Annotated in this window: 12 protein-coding genes and 1 tRNA gene; 8 read left to right on the top strand and 5 right to left on the bottom strand. The window is 44.9% G+C overall.

What is annotated here, in order from left to right:
• Window positions 1–108: 108 nt before the first annotated feature.
• The 3 genes from C1S74_RS13180 to pepA form a co-directional block, all read right to left on the bottom strand.
• The gene (locus tag C1S74_RS13180; RefSeq protein WP_045400549.1) at window positions 109–2,967 is read right to left on the bottom strand and encodes a valine--tRNA ligase; all 2,859 of its coding nucleotides are present in this window, start codon (window positions 2,965–2,967) and stop codon (window positions 109–111) included.
• Between the two features lie 96 nt (window positions 2,968–3,063).
• Window positions 3,064–3,513 carry a DNA polymerase III subunit chi gene (locus tag C1S74_RS13185; protein ID WP_038864600.1) on the bottom strand — a complete coding sequence of 150 codons (450 nt, stop codon included), beginning with the start codon at window positions 3,511–3,513 and terminating at the stop codon, window positions 3,064–3,066.
• 116 nt (window positions 3,514–3,629) lie between these two features.
• A complete protein-coding gene (gene pepA, locus C1S74_RS13190; protein WP_010450385.1) occupies window positions 3,630–5,138 on the bottom strand; it encodes a leucyl aminopeptidase in 1,509 nt (502 codons plus the stop codon).
• Window positions 5,139–5,338: 200 nt separating this feature from the next.
• Here pepA and lptF point away from each other — a divergent pair, with 200 nt between their 5' ends.
• Window positions 5,339–6,439, top strand: coding sequence for an LPS export ABC transporter permease LptF (gene lptF, locus C1S74_RS13195; protein ID WP_038864471.1), 1,101 nt, complete (start codon window positions 5,339–5,341; stop codon window positions 6,437–6,439).
• A gap of 3 nt (window positions 6,440–6,442) precedes the next feature.
• Entirely contained in the window at window positions 6,443–7,513 is a 1,071-nt protein-coding gene (gene lptG, locus C1S74_RS13200; protein ID WP_038879670.1) for an LPS export ABC transporter permease LptG, read from the top strand.
• 73 nt (window positions 7,514–7,586) lie between these two features.
• On the opposite strand, the gene C1S74_RS13205 is transcribed toward lptG, so the two are convergent.
• Entirely contained in the window at window positions 7,587–8,066 is a 480-nt protein-coding gene (locus tag C1S74_RS13205; protein WP_039975711.1) for an RDD family protein, read from the bottom strand.
• Between the two features lie 245 nt (window positions 8,067–8,311).
• On the opposite strand from C1S74_RS13205, the gene C1S74_RS13210 reads away from it, so the two are divergent.
• Window positions 8,312–8,977: an SDR family NAD(P)-dependent oxidoreductase gene (locus tag C1S74_RS13210; protein ID WP_045400552.1), complete on the top strand. Its 666-nt coding sequence runs from the start codon at window positions 8,312–8,314 to the stop codon at window positions 8,975–8,977.
• Window positions 8,978–9,154: 177 nt separating this feature from the next.
• A tRNA-Leu gene (locus C1S74_RS13215) sits at window positions 9,155–9,239 on the top strand.
• A gap of 376 nt (window positions 9,240–9,615) precedes the next feature.
• Here the strand turns inward: C1S74_RS13215 and cod are convergent.
• Window positions 9,616–10,899 (bottom strand): chitin oligosaccharide deacetylase, encoded by a 1,284-nt coding sequence (gene cod / locus C1S74_RS13220; protein ID WP_045400554.1) that lies wholly within the window; start codon window positions 10,897–10,899, stop codon window positions 9,616–9,618.
• Between the two features lie 247 nt (window positions 10,900–11,146).
• Here cod and C1S74_RS13225 point away from each other — a divergent pair, with 247 nt between their 5' ends.
• From C1S74_RS13225 to C1S74_RS13240, 4 genes are all read left to right on the top strand, one after another.
• Window positions 11,147–11,452, top strand: coding sequence for a PTS sugar transporter subunit IIB (locus tag C1S74_RS13225; RefSeq protein WP_063345294.1), 306 nt, complete (start codon window positions 11,147–11,149; stop codon window positions 11,450–11,452).
• Between the two features lie 85 nt (window positions 11,453–11,537).
• Complete coding sequence (locus tag C1S74_RS13230; protein ID WP_038864463.1) at window positions 11,538–12,872, top strand: PTS sugar transporter subunit IIC; 1,335 nt, start codon at window positions 11,538–11,540, stop codon at window positions 12,870–12,872.
• A 47-nt stretch (window positions 12,873–12,919) separates the two neighbouring features.
• Window positions 12,920–13,231 carry a PTS lactose/cellobiose transporter subunit IIA gene (locus C1S74_RS13235; RefSeq protein ID WP_045400557.1) on the top strand — a complete coding sequence of 104 codons (312 nt, stop codon included), beginning with the start codon at window positions 12,920–12,922 and terminating at the stop codon, window positions 13,229–13,231.
• Window positions 13,232–13,241: 10 nt separating this feature from the next.
• Entirely contained in the window at window positions 13,242–14,564 is a 1,323-nt protein-coding gene (locus C1S74_RS13240) for a 6-phospho-beta-glucosidase (protein ID WP_045400559.1), read from the top strand.
• Window positions 14,565–14,574: the final 10 nt, after the last annotated feature.

A 14,574-nucleotide genomic window follows, 5' to 3' on the forward strand; every position in this document is an offset into this window, starting at 1 on the left:
GTAGGAGAGAGTAGTGAATATCTTTGAAAGCTTTCCGAGCAATAAAATGCAAAAAGGGTTGATGCTTTCACACCAACCCTTTGATTCTTTTATTCTAGCTTTTAGCGATTAAAGTGCAGCGATCGTTGTCTTCTGCTCTTCCAGCTTAGCTAGTGTCTCTTTGTAACCTTCAAGCTTCTCACGCTCTTTAGCAACAACCGCTTCAGGAGCTTTCGCTACGAAGCCTTCGTTACCTAGTTTGCCTTCGATACGCTTGATTTCGCCGTGAGTTTTCTTGATTTCGCCATCTAGACGAGCAAGCTCAGCGTCTTTGTCGATCAGACCCGCCATTGGGATCATCAGCTCAGACTTAGCAACCAAGGCTGTTGCACACGCTGGCGTTTCTTCGTCAGCAGCAAGTACGCGTACAGATTCTAGTTTCGCTAGAGACATCAGAACTTGTTTGTTTGCTTCTAGACGCGCTGCGTCTTCTGCGTTTGCTGCTTTCAGCATAACGTCAAGCGGCTTACCTGGGTTGATGTCGTATTCAGCACGTAGGTTACGGATGCTGGTAATGAACGCTTTCACCCATTCAATATCGTCTAGCGCTTCTTGGTTGAAGTTTGCTTCGTCGAATTGAGGCAGTGCTTGCAGCATGATTGTCTCACCTTCTACACCTTCAACTAGTGGCTTGATGCTTTGCCAGATAGTTTCAGTGATGTAAGGAATCACTGGGTGAGCTAGACGTAGCGTCTTCTCAAGAACTGTGATTAGTGTACGGCGAGTACCACGCTGTTGCGCTTCAGTACCTTTCCATAGAACTGGCTTAGTAAGCTCTAGGTACCAGTCACAGAATTGGTTCCAGATGAATTCGTAAAGCGTGTTAGACGCCATATCTAGACGGAAGTTGTCGATATGGTTGTTGAACGCTTTCGCTGCAAGTTCAAACTGAGACTCGATCCACTTGTCCGCTAGTGAGTATTCAATCTCACCACCGTTGAAGCCACAATCTTGCTCTTCTGTGTTCATCATTACGTAACGGCTTGCGTTCCATAGTTTGTTACAGAAGTTACGGTAACCCTCAAGACGCTTCATATCCCAGTTGATATCGCGACCTGTTGATGCCATTGCTGCAAGAGTGAAACGTAGTGCGTCTGTACCGTATGCTTCGATACCGTTTTCAAACGTCTTACGAGTGTTCTTCTCGATTTTCTTCGCTAGCTGAGGCTGCATCATGTTGCCACAACGCTTCTCTACTAGAGACTCTAGGTCGATACCATCGATCATGTCGATTGGGTCAAGTACGTTACCTTTCGACTTAGACATCTTGTCGCCGTTTTCGTCACGGATTAGACCAGTAACGTAAACTGTCTTAAATGGTACTTGTGGTTTGCCGTTTTCGTCTTTCACGAAGTGCATGGTCATCATGATCATGCGCGCAACCCAGAAGAAGATGATGTCGAAACCAGTTACTAGTACGTCTGAAGGGTGGAATACTTTCAGATCGTCAGTTTGCTCTGGCCAACCTTGAGTACCGAACGTCCATAGTGCAGAAGAGAACCATGTATCCAGTACGTCTTCGTCTTGGTGAAGTTCAATGACTGACTCTAGGTTGTTATTCTTACGAACTTCTTCTTCGTCACGACCTACGTAAACATTACCTTGGTTGTCGTACCAAGCTGGGATGCGGTGACCCCACCATAGCTGACGAGAGATACACCAGTCTTGAACGTCACGCATCCAAGAGAAGTACATGTTTTCGTATTGCTTAGGAACGAATTGGATGTCGCCATTTTCTACTGCTTCAACCGCTGTTTTTGCTAGAGGCGCAGTACGTACGTACCATTGGTCAGTTAGCATTGGTTCGATAACCACGCCACCACGGTCGCCGTAAGGAACTTGTAGATCGTGATCTTTCACTTCTTCAAGTAGACCTAGCTCATCTAATTCAGCAACGATAGCTTTACGAGCAGCAAAACGCTCCATGCCGTGGTATTTAGCTGGTAGCTCTGTGCTGTACGCGTCGCTTGCTTCGCCGTTCGTGTTGAACACCTCAGAAGCAGCACGGATATTCGCGTCGAAAGTCAGAATGTTGATCATTGGTAGCTGGTGGCGCTTACCAACTTCGTAGTCGTTGAAGTCGTGCGCAGGTGTGATTTTCACACAGCCTGTACCTTTTTCCATATCTGCGTGCTCATCGCCCACGATTGGAATGCGACGTTCAACGATAGGAAGGATGATGTCTTTACCGATAAGATCTTTGTAACGTGGATCTTCTGGGTTAACCGCAACACCAGTATCGCCTAGCATGGTCTCCGGACGAGTCGTAGCCACAACGATGTAGTCTTTGCCATCCGCTGTTTTAACGCCATCTGCTAGTGGGTAGCGGAAGTGCCACATGTTGCCTTTAGTGTCTTTGTTCTCTACTTCTAGATCTGAAATCGCTGTGTGTAGCTTTGGATCCCAGTTAACTAGACGCTTACCGCGGTAGATTAGGTCGTCTTCGTATAGACGTACGAACACTTCTTGAACGGCGTTAGATAGACCATCGTCCATCGTAAAACGCTCACGGTCCCAGTCTACAGATGCGCCAAGGCGACGAAGCTGCTTAGTGATAGTACCGCCAGATTCGCCTTTCCATTCCCAGATTTTGTCGATGAAAGCTTCACGGCCGTAATCGTGTTTTGTTTTGCCTTCTTCTGCAGCGATCTTACGCTCAACAACCATCTGAGTTGCGATACCTGCGTGGTCCGTACCTACTTGCCAAAGAGTGTTTTTACCCTTCATGCGCTCACAACGGATAAGTGTATCCATGATCGTATCTTGGAACGCGTGGCCCATGTGTAGGCTACCAGTGACGTTCGGTGGCGGGATCATGATGCTGTATGATTCTTTAGTAGTGTCACCGTGTGGCTTAAAGTAGCCTTGCTCTTCCCAAGTCTGATACAGAGCTTGTTCAATTGAAGTTGGGTTGTATGTCTTTTCCATAGCGCTCTTTTAATGGATACGTTGATGGTTGAATCTAAGTCAATCTTTATAAGTGAGGGATCTTAACAAGATCGCCTTAACTATAAGGATTGACCGTTAAGGATATTGAATTTCGATCGTTTGCAGTTGATAACCTGCTTGACGGTAAATTTTATACCTTTCTCTTGCGACCTGTTTAGCTTTTTCTTCGCAAGGCACGAAGTCTACCACTTGAGCAAACTTGTTCGCAAAGGTTGTCTCATTTTCCGCCAAATTAATTACCAATTGACGATTCCAATTAGGTTTTACACCTTCATGGCCGATCTCAATATTGGTGGCGTATTTCGGTCCTTCACCTACGAGATTATGAGCCATGAACTTATCTGCATCAATTTGCCAAAAAGCCTCGGCCAGTTGTTCGGCGTGCGACTTGTCTTGGCAGTTCAAATACACTTTAGCTCCTTGGCGAGCAAAGTGCTGAGCCAGGAATACGATGTATTGTTCAAAGCCCGTCTTTGTTGCTTGAGGGCTCTCTTCTTTAATGATGTAGAAGGTTGCAGTTTGCATCATTCTCTCACTTGCCATTGGTCTCATCCTTAGACCATTTTACATTCCTATTCTCTCTCAAGAAAATCGGGGTAATAAAAAAGGGCCTTGCGGCCCTTTTAGATAGTGTTCAGAAATTACTCTTCTGTCTCTTGGCCGCTGCGGTTCAAAAGGAATTGGACAAGCATTGAGACAGGACGGCCCGTTGAGCCTTTCGCTGCGCCTGACTTCCAAGCTGTACCCGCGATATCGACGTGTGCCCAGTTGTACTTCTTAGCAAACTTAGACAGGAAGCAACCTGCAGTGATAGTGCCAGCAGGACGACCACCAATGTTTGCCATATCAGCAAATGGACTCTTCAGCTGCTCATGGTACTCGTCTGCCATTGGTAGACGCCATGCACGGTCACTTGCTTGTTCAGAAGCGTTTACTAGCTCATGAGAAAGTGGGTTGTGGTTAGAGATTACGCCGCTGATGTGGTGGCCTAGTGCGATAACACAAGCTCCCGTTAGCGTTGCAACGTCTACTACGCAGTCTGGTTCGAAACGCTCTACGTAAGTCAGTGCGTCACAAAGAACAAGACGACCTTCCGCATCCGTGTTCAGAACTTCTACAGTTTGACCAGACATGGTTGTTAGGATGTCACCTGGACGGTAAGCGTTGCTGCCTGGCATGTTTTCACAGCCTGCTAGAACACCAATAACGTTGATTGGTAGGTTTAGCTTCGCTAGCGCTTTCATTGTACCGAATACAGATGCTGCACCACACATGTCGTACTTCATCTCATCCATACCTTCACCAGGTTTTAGAGAGATACCGCCTGAATCGAACGTCAGACCTTTACCGACGAGAACGATAGGTTTTGCTTCTGACTCTGGGTTACCTTTGTATTCGATAATCGACATCATAGATTCGTTCTTCGAACCACGACCTACTGCTAGGTAAGATGTCATGCCCAGTTTTTCCATCTCTTGCTCACCAATGATCTTGGTGGTTACGGTTTCGTAATCGTCAGCAAGGCGACGAGCTTGAGAGGCTAAGTAAGCTGGGTTTGCTACGTTTGGTGGCATGTTGCCAAGATCTTTTGATGCTTTCACACCAGAAGAAATAGCTAGACCATGGGTGATTGCTTTTTCACCTAGGTTCAGTTCACGACGCGTTGGTACGTTGAACACTAGCTTACGCAGTGGACGACGAGTTTCTGGCTTAACGCTCTTGAACTGGTTAAATGTGTAAAGACCATCTTTAGTCGCTTCAACTGCTTGACGTACTTTCCAGTACGTATCGCGACCTTTAACGTGCAGTTCAGTTAGGAAACATACTGCTTCCATTGAACCGGTTTCGTTAAGTGTGCTGATCGTCTTTTGAATGATTTCCTTGTACTGGCGCTCGCCGAGTTCACGTTCTTTACCACAACCTACAAGTAGAACGCGCTCTGACAAAACACCTGGTACTTGATGCAGTAGTAGCATCTGACCAGGTTTACCCTCTAGATCACCACGGCGAAGTAGTGAACTGATGTAACCGTCACTGATTTTATCAAGTTGTTCGGCTACTGGAGAAAGGCGACGTGGTTCAAACACACCAACAACGATACATGCGCTACGTTGTTTCTCTGGACTGCCACTTTTAACACTGAACTCCATGCGTACTCCTACATCCTGAAGACAAATTGCTCTAAATGTTAGATAATGATCGCTTACTTGTTGAATTTAAGCTCAGGTCTTACCAACAGAGCTGATTTAAGCGCTAACATCTAGTTTATAATTTTTAAAAAAATAAATGGTTCAACGGGAAACTATAGTGATTCGACCAAAAAAACAAGTTTTGTATAGGTAATTTCAGCGTGATTATTGTTAGATATTTGATCCGCGAAACACTCAAGAGCCAATTTGCGATTTTCTTCGTACTTTTTTTGGTGTTTGTGAGCCAGAAGTTTATCAGTGTTCTTGCTGATGCTTCGGACGGGGATATTCCTGCTGGATTAATTTTCTCAGTGGTTGGTTTAAACATGCCAGCCATGGGTTTATTGATGCTGCCATTAAGTTTGTACATCGGCATATTGATCACCTTTGGTCGCTTGTATGCGGAAAGTGAGATCGTGGTAATGAATGCCACCGGTATCGGGAATAAATTCTTGGTACAGGCGGCATTGTACTTAGCTCTGATTACATCAGGTGTTGCTGCGTTTAATGCGTTGTGGTTATCGCCTTGGTCTCAGGACCGTGTCGAGCAACTGTACGAGCAAGTCGCGGCAGAAAACAGCGTTGACCTGCTAAAGAAAGGCCAATTCCAAGGAACGCCAGATGGTTCGTCAGTCGTGTTTATTGACGACATCAAAAACAGCACGTTAAGCAACGTGTTTGTTGCACAGATGCGCCCTCGCGATTCCATTCTACCAAGCGTGATGTTCTCTTCTTCAGGCGATGTAAAAGAACTGTCGGATGGCCGTCAGATCATTACGATGCATGAGGGCACGCGCTATGAAGGTGTGCCGACTCGCGTGGAATACATGATCACCAAGTTTGATGAATATGAAGGCTTGATTGGCCAGCGCGAAGTGAAGCAAAAAGGTCGTGATTGGGAAGCTTACCCAACCGCAGATTTGATCGGCCACCCCGATCCAGAAGCGCAAGCAGAACTGCAATGGCGAATTTCATTATTTGTGTGTATTCCGCTGTTGACGATGTTGGTTATTCCGCTTTCCGCGGTCAACCCACGTCAGGGACGTTTCGCCAAAATGGGGCCTGCCATCTTGATTTACTTGGCGTACTTCCTTGCAATTAGTGCAACGAAATCTGCGTTAGAGGATGGTGCTATACCTGCTGCTATTGGCATGTGGCCTATTAATGCGATGCTGCTTTTGGTCGCTATCCTGGCGAACATGATGGACAGTGTTCCTGCTCGTCGAATGAAAGAAAAATTCCGTAAGAAGAGGCTCGCGTAAGCTGTGTTCAAACTCTTAGACCTTTACATCGGTAGAACGATAATCTCTACCACGGCTTTGGTGTTAGCGACCTTTGTTGGTTTGTCTGGCATCATCAAATACGTAGAGCAGCTGCGTAAAGTCGGCCGTGGTGCATACGACTTAATGCATGCCCTCTACTTTGTGTTACTAAGTATCCCTCGCGATGTAGAAATGTTTTTCCCGATGGCTGCGTTGTTGGGGGCATTAATTGGCCTTGGTATGTTGGCTTCCAGCTCCGAGCTCGTAGTAATGCAAGCAGCCGGCTTTTCTAAGTTGGATATCGGTTTATCAGTGCTTAAAACCGCGGTTCCATTAATGCTAATCGTCATGACGCTTGGCCAATGGGGCGCACCTGAAGCACAAAAAATGGCACGTGATCTACGAGCGTTTGCTTTGTCTGGCGGTAGTATCGTTTCTGTTCGGGCTGGTGTTTGGGCTCGTGATGCCAATGATTTTATCTTTATCGGCAAAGTTGAAGACGACAAACTCTATGGTTTGAACATGTGGCGTTTTGATGATGATAAAAACCTACAGAAAGTCATTTTTGCTGAAGAGGTTGATTACCAACAAGACAACAATTGGCTGATGCGCTACGTGCAAGTTACTGACATGGAGAATGAAAACGTCATTACCAAGCGTGATTTGGAACAAATGGAGTGGCACACCTCATTAGCACCAGACAAACTGGCAGTCGTGACGGTAAAACCAGAAGAGCTGTCACTAAGTGGCTTGTATGACTATGTGACATACCTGAAAGCATCAGAGCAAGATGCTTCACGTTATGAACTGGCATTTTGGCGCAAGCTATCTCAACCGCTTTCTATCGCGGTAATGATGTTGATGGCACTGTCATTTGTATTCGGTCCATTACGTAGTGTGACCATGGGGGCAAGGGTGCTTTCGGGGGTGGTTGCTGGCTTTACTTTTTACATATCCAGTGAATTCTTTGGTCCTCTAACCTTGGTATATGGCATCCCGCCAGTATTCGGTGCACTGGCTCCAAGTCTCGTATTCTTAGCTATTGCGGTATCTCTGCTCAGAAGAAAGCTATAGATTCCCAAAGACAGTAAACATAAAAAAGGAAGGCGCCATGCCTTCCTTTTTCTATTTTGCTTCTGCCATTTAACTATTTAGCTTTCGGTAATACCACGACTTCAGTTTTTGCCCAAATATCATGGAAACCACGTTTCTGTGGGTCAATGGGCACAGTGAGGTTAGCTAAGCCGAAACCAGAGGTTGCTAGGCGAATCAGTGCCTGAGTTACAGAAATAGCTGAGCCATCTTTGCTGTTTCGGATCTGCATCTTCCAAGCTCGCATGCCTAGTGTTTGACCTGCTCGTGTCCAGAAGAAGACAAAGAAATATACCCAGACTGTCGCCAAGTAAAGGGTAAATAGCGGGCTTAATACAGGGTGCTTTCCTAGCATATCCGCTGCATCTGCATATTCTCCATAGCTCAATAATCCTGCTGCATTTAACGCAAAGACGATTGCCATCACTACGCCGGCGGCCATCATTTCAATTGCTAAGATAATCAGCATATCGTAGAACAACGCCGCTAATCGGCGAAATAAGCCCGCTGGTGGAAGAGTTGTAGAAGTCGTCATAGTTCCATCACTTACCTTTAAAATTGTGCGTCAGGATATAGATTCCGCTTGTCGGTGAAAAGAGAGCTAACGCACAGAGTCTCTAATTACGAAGAAATCACCATAGCAGAAGACACTTTATATCCATCGTCTAACTTAACAAAGCTATCCAGTTCAAACTTCGCGTCACCTAACCTGTGAAATCGTCAAACATACGGTACCTTGCTTAGAACATGAGATTACGAATGACGTGATAGAGGTACAAGATGATCGTGATTACCGGCGCGAGCAGTGGACTAGGTGCGCAACTAGCTAAGTTGTATGATGCTCAAGGCGAAGAAACACTGTTAACTGGACGCAGTGAAGAGAAGTTGGCGACTCTTTCTCAACACCTATCTAATAAAGCTCAAGTGCGTAGTTGTGATTTGGTGGATACATCCCAAGTCGAGAATTTGTTTAATGAGCTGCCTAAAGCGCCTTCTACTCTGATTCACTGTGCTGGAAGTGGGTATTTTGGTTTATTAGCTGAGCAAGACCCGCAAGAGATTCAAAAGCTGATTGAAAATAACCTCACTTCGGCGATTAATATTCTTCGAGAGTTGGTCAAACGTTATCAAGAGCAGCCAGTAAATGTTGTGATGGTGATGTCGACAGCAGCACAGCAAGCTAAGGCACAAGAATCGACCTATTGTGCGGTGAAGTGGGCTGTCAAAGGTTTGATTGAATCCGTTCGTATGGAGTTAAAAGGCAAACCAATGAAAATTATCGCTGTGTATCCCGGAGGTATGGCGACGGAATTTTGGGAGACGAGCGGTAAGTCTTTAGACACCAGTAGCTTTATGAGTGCAGGTGATGCAGCGCGGATGATTCATGGTGCGCTTTCTAATATTGGTAATGGTTACGTTTCGGATATTACAGTTAACCGTTTATAGGGCTGAGAGGGAGGTCTTGTTATCAGGTGATATGGCAGACTGAACTGTGATGAGATCTTCTTTGTCACACTTTGTGGCGAAATTATCAGCAAACGATAGTTATTTAAGGTTTTTCTGCTTGCGCAGGTCAAAAGCTTACGTATAATGCCAATCATCAAAGGGCAAGAGCCCAGAGATGCCGGTGTGGTGAAATTGGTATACACGACGGATTCAAAATCCGTTGCCTTCGGGCGTGGCGGTTCAAGTCCGCCCACCGGTACCATACATAGAAAGGTCGCTTTTATAGCGGCCTTTCGTCGTTTTGGGCGTTTGGAAATGGCGGAAGAAAGTTAGCGTTGCCTTCACGGTGGCGTCAGGAGTGCCTGCCCAGTTAAGTCGCCCACCGGTACTATATATAGAAAGGTCGCTTTTATAGCGGCCTTTCGTCGTTTTGGGCGTTTGGAAATGGCGGAAGAAGGTTAGCGTTGCCTTCGCGGTGGCGGCAGGAATGCCTGTCCAATCAACTCTGCCCACCGGTAGCATATTTTAGGACAGAGCCTCGACGAAAGCTGGGGGCTTTGTTGTTTCTGGTTATCCAAAATAAAAAAGCGCGAGGGTATGCCTCGCGCAAACTACTACATGGTGATAGTAGGAACAGCCTATAGAGCTGTGAACAAGGTGTTCTGTGTATTCGGAGTCCAATCCGACTGTGATACATGCGGAATGTTTACGAGGTAGCGAAGACCTTGGTAAGTCACGACATCATCTGCTTCATAAGCAACGTTTAGTGTCCAGTTAGTTGCAGGATCAGCATTTGTCCAAAGGCTAGACGTTGAAGACGGTGCCCAATCCTGTTGTGCGACGTGCGTTGTAACCGCTTTATAAACAGTACCTGAATGTGTTACGTAATCACCAGCAACGTATGCCTGACCAACTTGCCAAACTGGTGTGTAGTTATCCATGGTATCGAAAACGTATCCTGCTTCTTTTGCGATTTGGATAAACTTAGCCAGCTTAGGTAAGTTTTTGGTTGCTCCCATGCCGCGTTTGCCATCTTCGAATAAGAACTCATGTGTTAACACGATAACTTTGTCTGCGTGTAGCGGAGTACCACAAGGGAATTCTTGTGTTTTGGAGTTGATAGGGTTGATCGTCGTTGGCGCGCAACTGTTTAGGGCCGCATCAACATAACCTAGAAACGGTTCTGCTTCCGTCAAACTATTTGCTGGCATTGCAATGCCCCAGTTCTCCGGTGCCCAGTCAAGATCCCAACCATGGGTTTGATATCCCTTATTCGCTAAGATATTTTGAACTTCAATCGAGGCCTTAACGCTGTTTGACGGGTTGTCAGTGTCACAGACGTAGCCAGGTTCCCAAGGTTTTAAGTCATCAGAGGTTGCACATAAGCCATCTGCTTTAAAATTTTTTGTTACACGCCAGCCGTTGGTATATGGCAATCGAGCAAACTCTTCACCGCGATAGTTTGGGTAACTGGAAATATTTGGTAGGTATCGCTCGAGTACAGCTAAGTTTTCGGCAAATGTTAGAGCGTCGTAGACAGGATCTTGGTAAGAGTTAATTTGATGATCGCCCGTCGCATTACATTCTGCACCACTGTTAGGGCCAAATTCTTCCACGCAGTTATGGATCATATGGGCATAACTGTGGTTCGCTACGATATGCCCTGTATCGAGAGCCAGTTTCAAAGCTTCTAAAGCGCGGTCCTCATTTTCATCACCAATCCCATCTAGGTGCCAAGCATTAAAGTAAAAAGTGCCTTTAACCCCTTGTTCATTAAGCACATTAATCACATCGATTGACGCGTTAATAGGGCCGTCATCAAAGGTTAAATATATCGTGCCTTTTGGGTCTGCTTGGGCAAACGAATATTGAGATAGAGCAGTGCCTAAGAGTGTAACCATAGCCAGTTTATTTAATTTCATTCTTTATTCCTTTTAAGAAATTAATTATGACGTTGTCAGTAGTAATATATTGATAGTTATAAATATAAATTTTGTTTTTTATTATTCTGTTGGCTTTTATCCTAGACCTAAATAATTAATAAAAAATAGAGCGTATTTTCTAAAGTGAGATTTAGTTCACGAACAATGCAACCGGTTGCGCTTTTTTGCGTTGGTTATTTTTGCTACAGTTTTTGTAGATTGAAAATTACACAACGGGAGTAAGGCTATGAAAAAGATCCTTTTATGCTGTAGCGCTGGGATGTCGACCAGTATGTTGGTTAGAAAGATGGAGCAAGCTGCTGAAAAGCAAGGTATTGTATGTAAGATTGATGCGTTGTCTGTGAATGCGTTTGATGAAGCAATCAAAGAGTACGATGTTTGCTTGCTTGGACCTCAAGTTCGATTCCAACTAGAAGAATTGCGAAAAACAGCTCAAGAGCACGGTAAAAATATAGAGGCAATTTCCCCACAGGCTTATGGAATGATGAAAGGGGAAGAAGTATTAAAGCAAGCATTAGAACTTATTAACTAATTCAATAGTTTAAAATAAAAAGAACAATCATCAAATATTGATATTTGATGTGGGGTTCTTTTGTCTAAAAATAAGGATGGACTCTATGAAGCTTTATGATGCGATTATAGGAATAGTCGAAAAGCATATAGCCCCAATTGCAGCAAAAGTGGGTAATCAACCTCATGTTAGAGCAATGAGAGACGGATTTATCGTGGCAATGCCGTTTATTATTGTAGGTAGCTTTATCTTAATATTTGCTTTTCCACCATTTGAAGAAGGGACTTCGTTTACTCTAGGTCAAATATGGTTGGACTTTGCGACGACGCATTTCGATACCATTATGATGCCGTTCAATATGTCGATGGGAATCATGACGATATTCGTCTCGCTAGGGGTCGCCTATAGCTTGGCGAAAGCATACAAAATGGATGGGATAACCAGTGCTGTTTTGTCGCTTATGAGTTTCTTATTAATTGCAGCTCCTGCTAAAGACGGCGCTTTGGCAATGAATCATATGGGAGGAACGGGGATTTTTACTGCGGTAATGAGTGCTTTCTTTTCTGTCGAGCTGTACCGCTTTATGAAAAAGCATAACATTACGATTCGCATGCCAGAGCAGGTGCCTCCGGCTATTGCACGATCCTTTGAGGTATTGCTACCTGTCTTAGCGATTTTCGTTACGCTTTACCCTCTGAGTATTTTTGTTCAAATGCAATACGATATGTTGATTCCTGATGCGGTGATGGCAATGTTCAAACCATTGATCAGTGCTTCAAATACGTTACCAGCGATCATTGGCGCCTTGCTTGTTTGTCAGTTATTGTGGTTTGCGGGCATCCATGGAGCGGCGATTGTCGTTGGTCTTCTGTCTCCCATCTTCCTTACTAATATCAGTGCTAACATCGACGCGTTTGTTGCTGGCCAACCTATTCCAAATGTATTCACTCAGCCATTCTGGGACTTCTACATCTTTATTGGTGGTTCGGGTGCAACATTAGCGCTGGTAATGCTTATGTCCTTCAGTCGTTCAGCTCACCTCAAAAGTATTGGACGTATGAGTGCAGTGCCTGGTTTCTTCCAAATTAACGAACCGGTTATTTTTGGTAGCCCTGTGGTGATGAACCCTATTCTATTTATTCCATTCGTATTCGCGCCTATCTTGAATGCCACCATTGCGTATTTTGCTGTGCACCTTGGTTTTGTTGGCATGGGGGTGGCAACAACACCTTGGACTACACCAGCTATTATCGGTGCATCGTGGGGTAGCGGTTGGACATTCTCACCTGTGTTGCTCGTGATAGGGCTACTGATTCTTGACCTGTTTATCTACTTGCCGTTTTTCAAGATGTTTGAAAAGCAAGTATTAGAACAAGAGCTTCCAACAAGCAAAGAAACAAAAGACGCGGAACAACCATCCGGTGAAGGCGTAACAGCATAAAGATGATTGGGCTGTCATTCGATAGCCCTCCCTTTCGGAGAGAAGACATGGAACAAGAATTAGTCGTGATGGAAATTATCTGCAACGCGGGTGAAGCCAGAAGTTTGAGTTATGAGGCATTGCGCCTATCGAGAGAGAAAAACTTTGCAGTAGCGGAAGAAAAGCTTTCTCAAGCGAAAGAGTGCATTAACAAAGCGCACCTGATTCAAACGCAATTGATTGAAGAGGACCAAGGAGAGGGCAAAGTGCCAATGACCTTGGTTATGGTGCATGCTCAAGATCATTTAATGACGACCATCTTAGCGCAGGAAATGGCGGTAGAAATCGTCGCATTGAACAAGCAAATTTCTGAAAAGTAAGGAAGCGACGATGCCGAGAAATGCAATCAAGCTCGCCATTATAGGTGGCGGCAGTAGTTACACTCCGGAACTTGTTGAGGGTGTTATTAAACGTTTGGAGTTCTTACCTGTTAAACAGATGCACTTTGTTGATATTGAGTCTGGGGCGGAGAAGTTAGAGATCATCACTGGTTTAGCGCAACGTATGGTCGATAAAGCTGGTGCTGACATTGAAATTAAAGCGGGTTTTGATCGTCGTGAAGCAATCAAAGGTGCGGACTTTGTTATGACGCAATTCCGTGTTGGTGGTTTAGCTGCGCGAGCGAACGACGAGCGTATTCCTATTGAATATGATGTTATCGGTCAGGAAACTACAGGACCGGGTGGTTTCGCCAAAGCATTGAGAACCATTCCTGTAATTCTCGATATTTGCAAAGATATTGAAGAATTAGCCCCAAATGCTTGGATGTTGAATTTTACTAACCCAGCAGGTTTAGTCTCTGAAGCGGTGAGTAAATATACCAAAGTGAAGAGTATTGGACTTTGTAATGTGCCTGTTTCGATGGAAATGATGATTGCCGAGATGATGGATTGTGAACCAAAAGAGCTGCAACTTGAGTTCGCTGGTTTGAATCACTTGGTGTGGGTACATAAAGCATGGCTTAGAGGAGAGGATATTACTCAAACAGTACTAGAGAAGGTTGGAGATGGTGCCAACTTCAGTATGAAGAATATTTGGGAGGAACCATGGGATCCTGCATTTCTTAAAGCGTTAGGGGCGATTCCTTGTCCTTATCATCGTTATTTCTATCAAACAGATGCCATGCTAGCGGAAGAAAAACAGAGCGCGGGTGAACAAGGCACGCGTGCTGAACAAGTTATGGAGACCGAATCGGCACTATTTAAGCTGTATCAAGATCCTAACTTGGCTCATAAACCAAAAGAGTTAGAAGAGCGGGGAGGAGCTTACTATTCCGATGCATCATTGAACCTAGTGGACTCGATTTATAACAATCGCAATAGTATTCATGTGGTGAACGTACTAAACAATGGCGCAATTAACGGTTTACCTGACAATGCTGTGATTGAATGTAGTGCAGTTATTGGTAGTTGGGGGGCAAAACCGCTCGCAGTAGGGGAGCTCTCGACCAACATAAAAGGACTACTTTACCAAGTTAAGGCTTACGAGCAATTAGCGATTGAAGCTGCGGTTGAAGGGAGTTATGACAAAGCACTTATGGCGTTGACCAATAATCCGTTAGTGCCTGATATTGGGCGAGCGAAATCCATTTTGGACGACATATTGAAAGCGAATGCACCTTACCTTCCTCAATTTAAACTGACAATGCTGTAAAAAGGGATAT

Source organism: Vibrio hyugaensis (assembly GCF_002906655.1).
Classification (GTDB): Bacteria; Pseudomonadota; Gammaproteobacteria; order Enterobacterales; family Vibrionaceae; genus Vibrio; species Vibrio hyugaensis.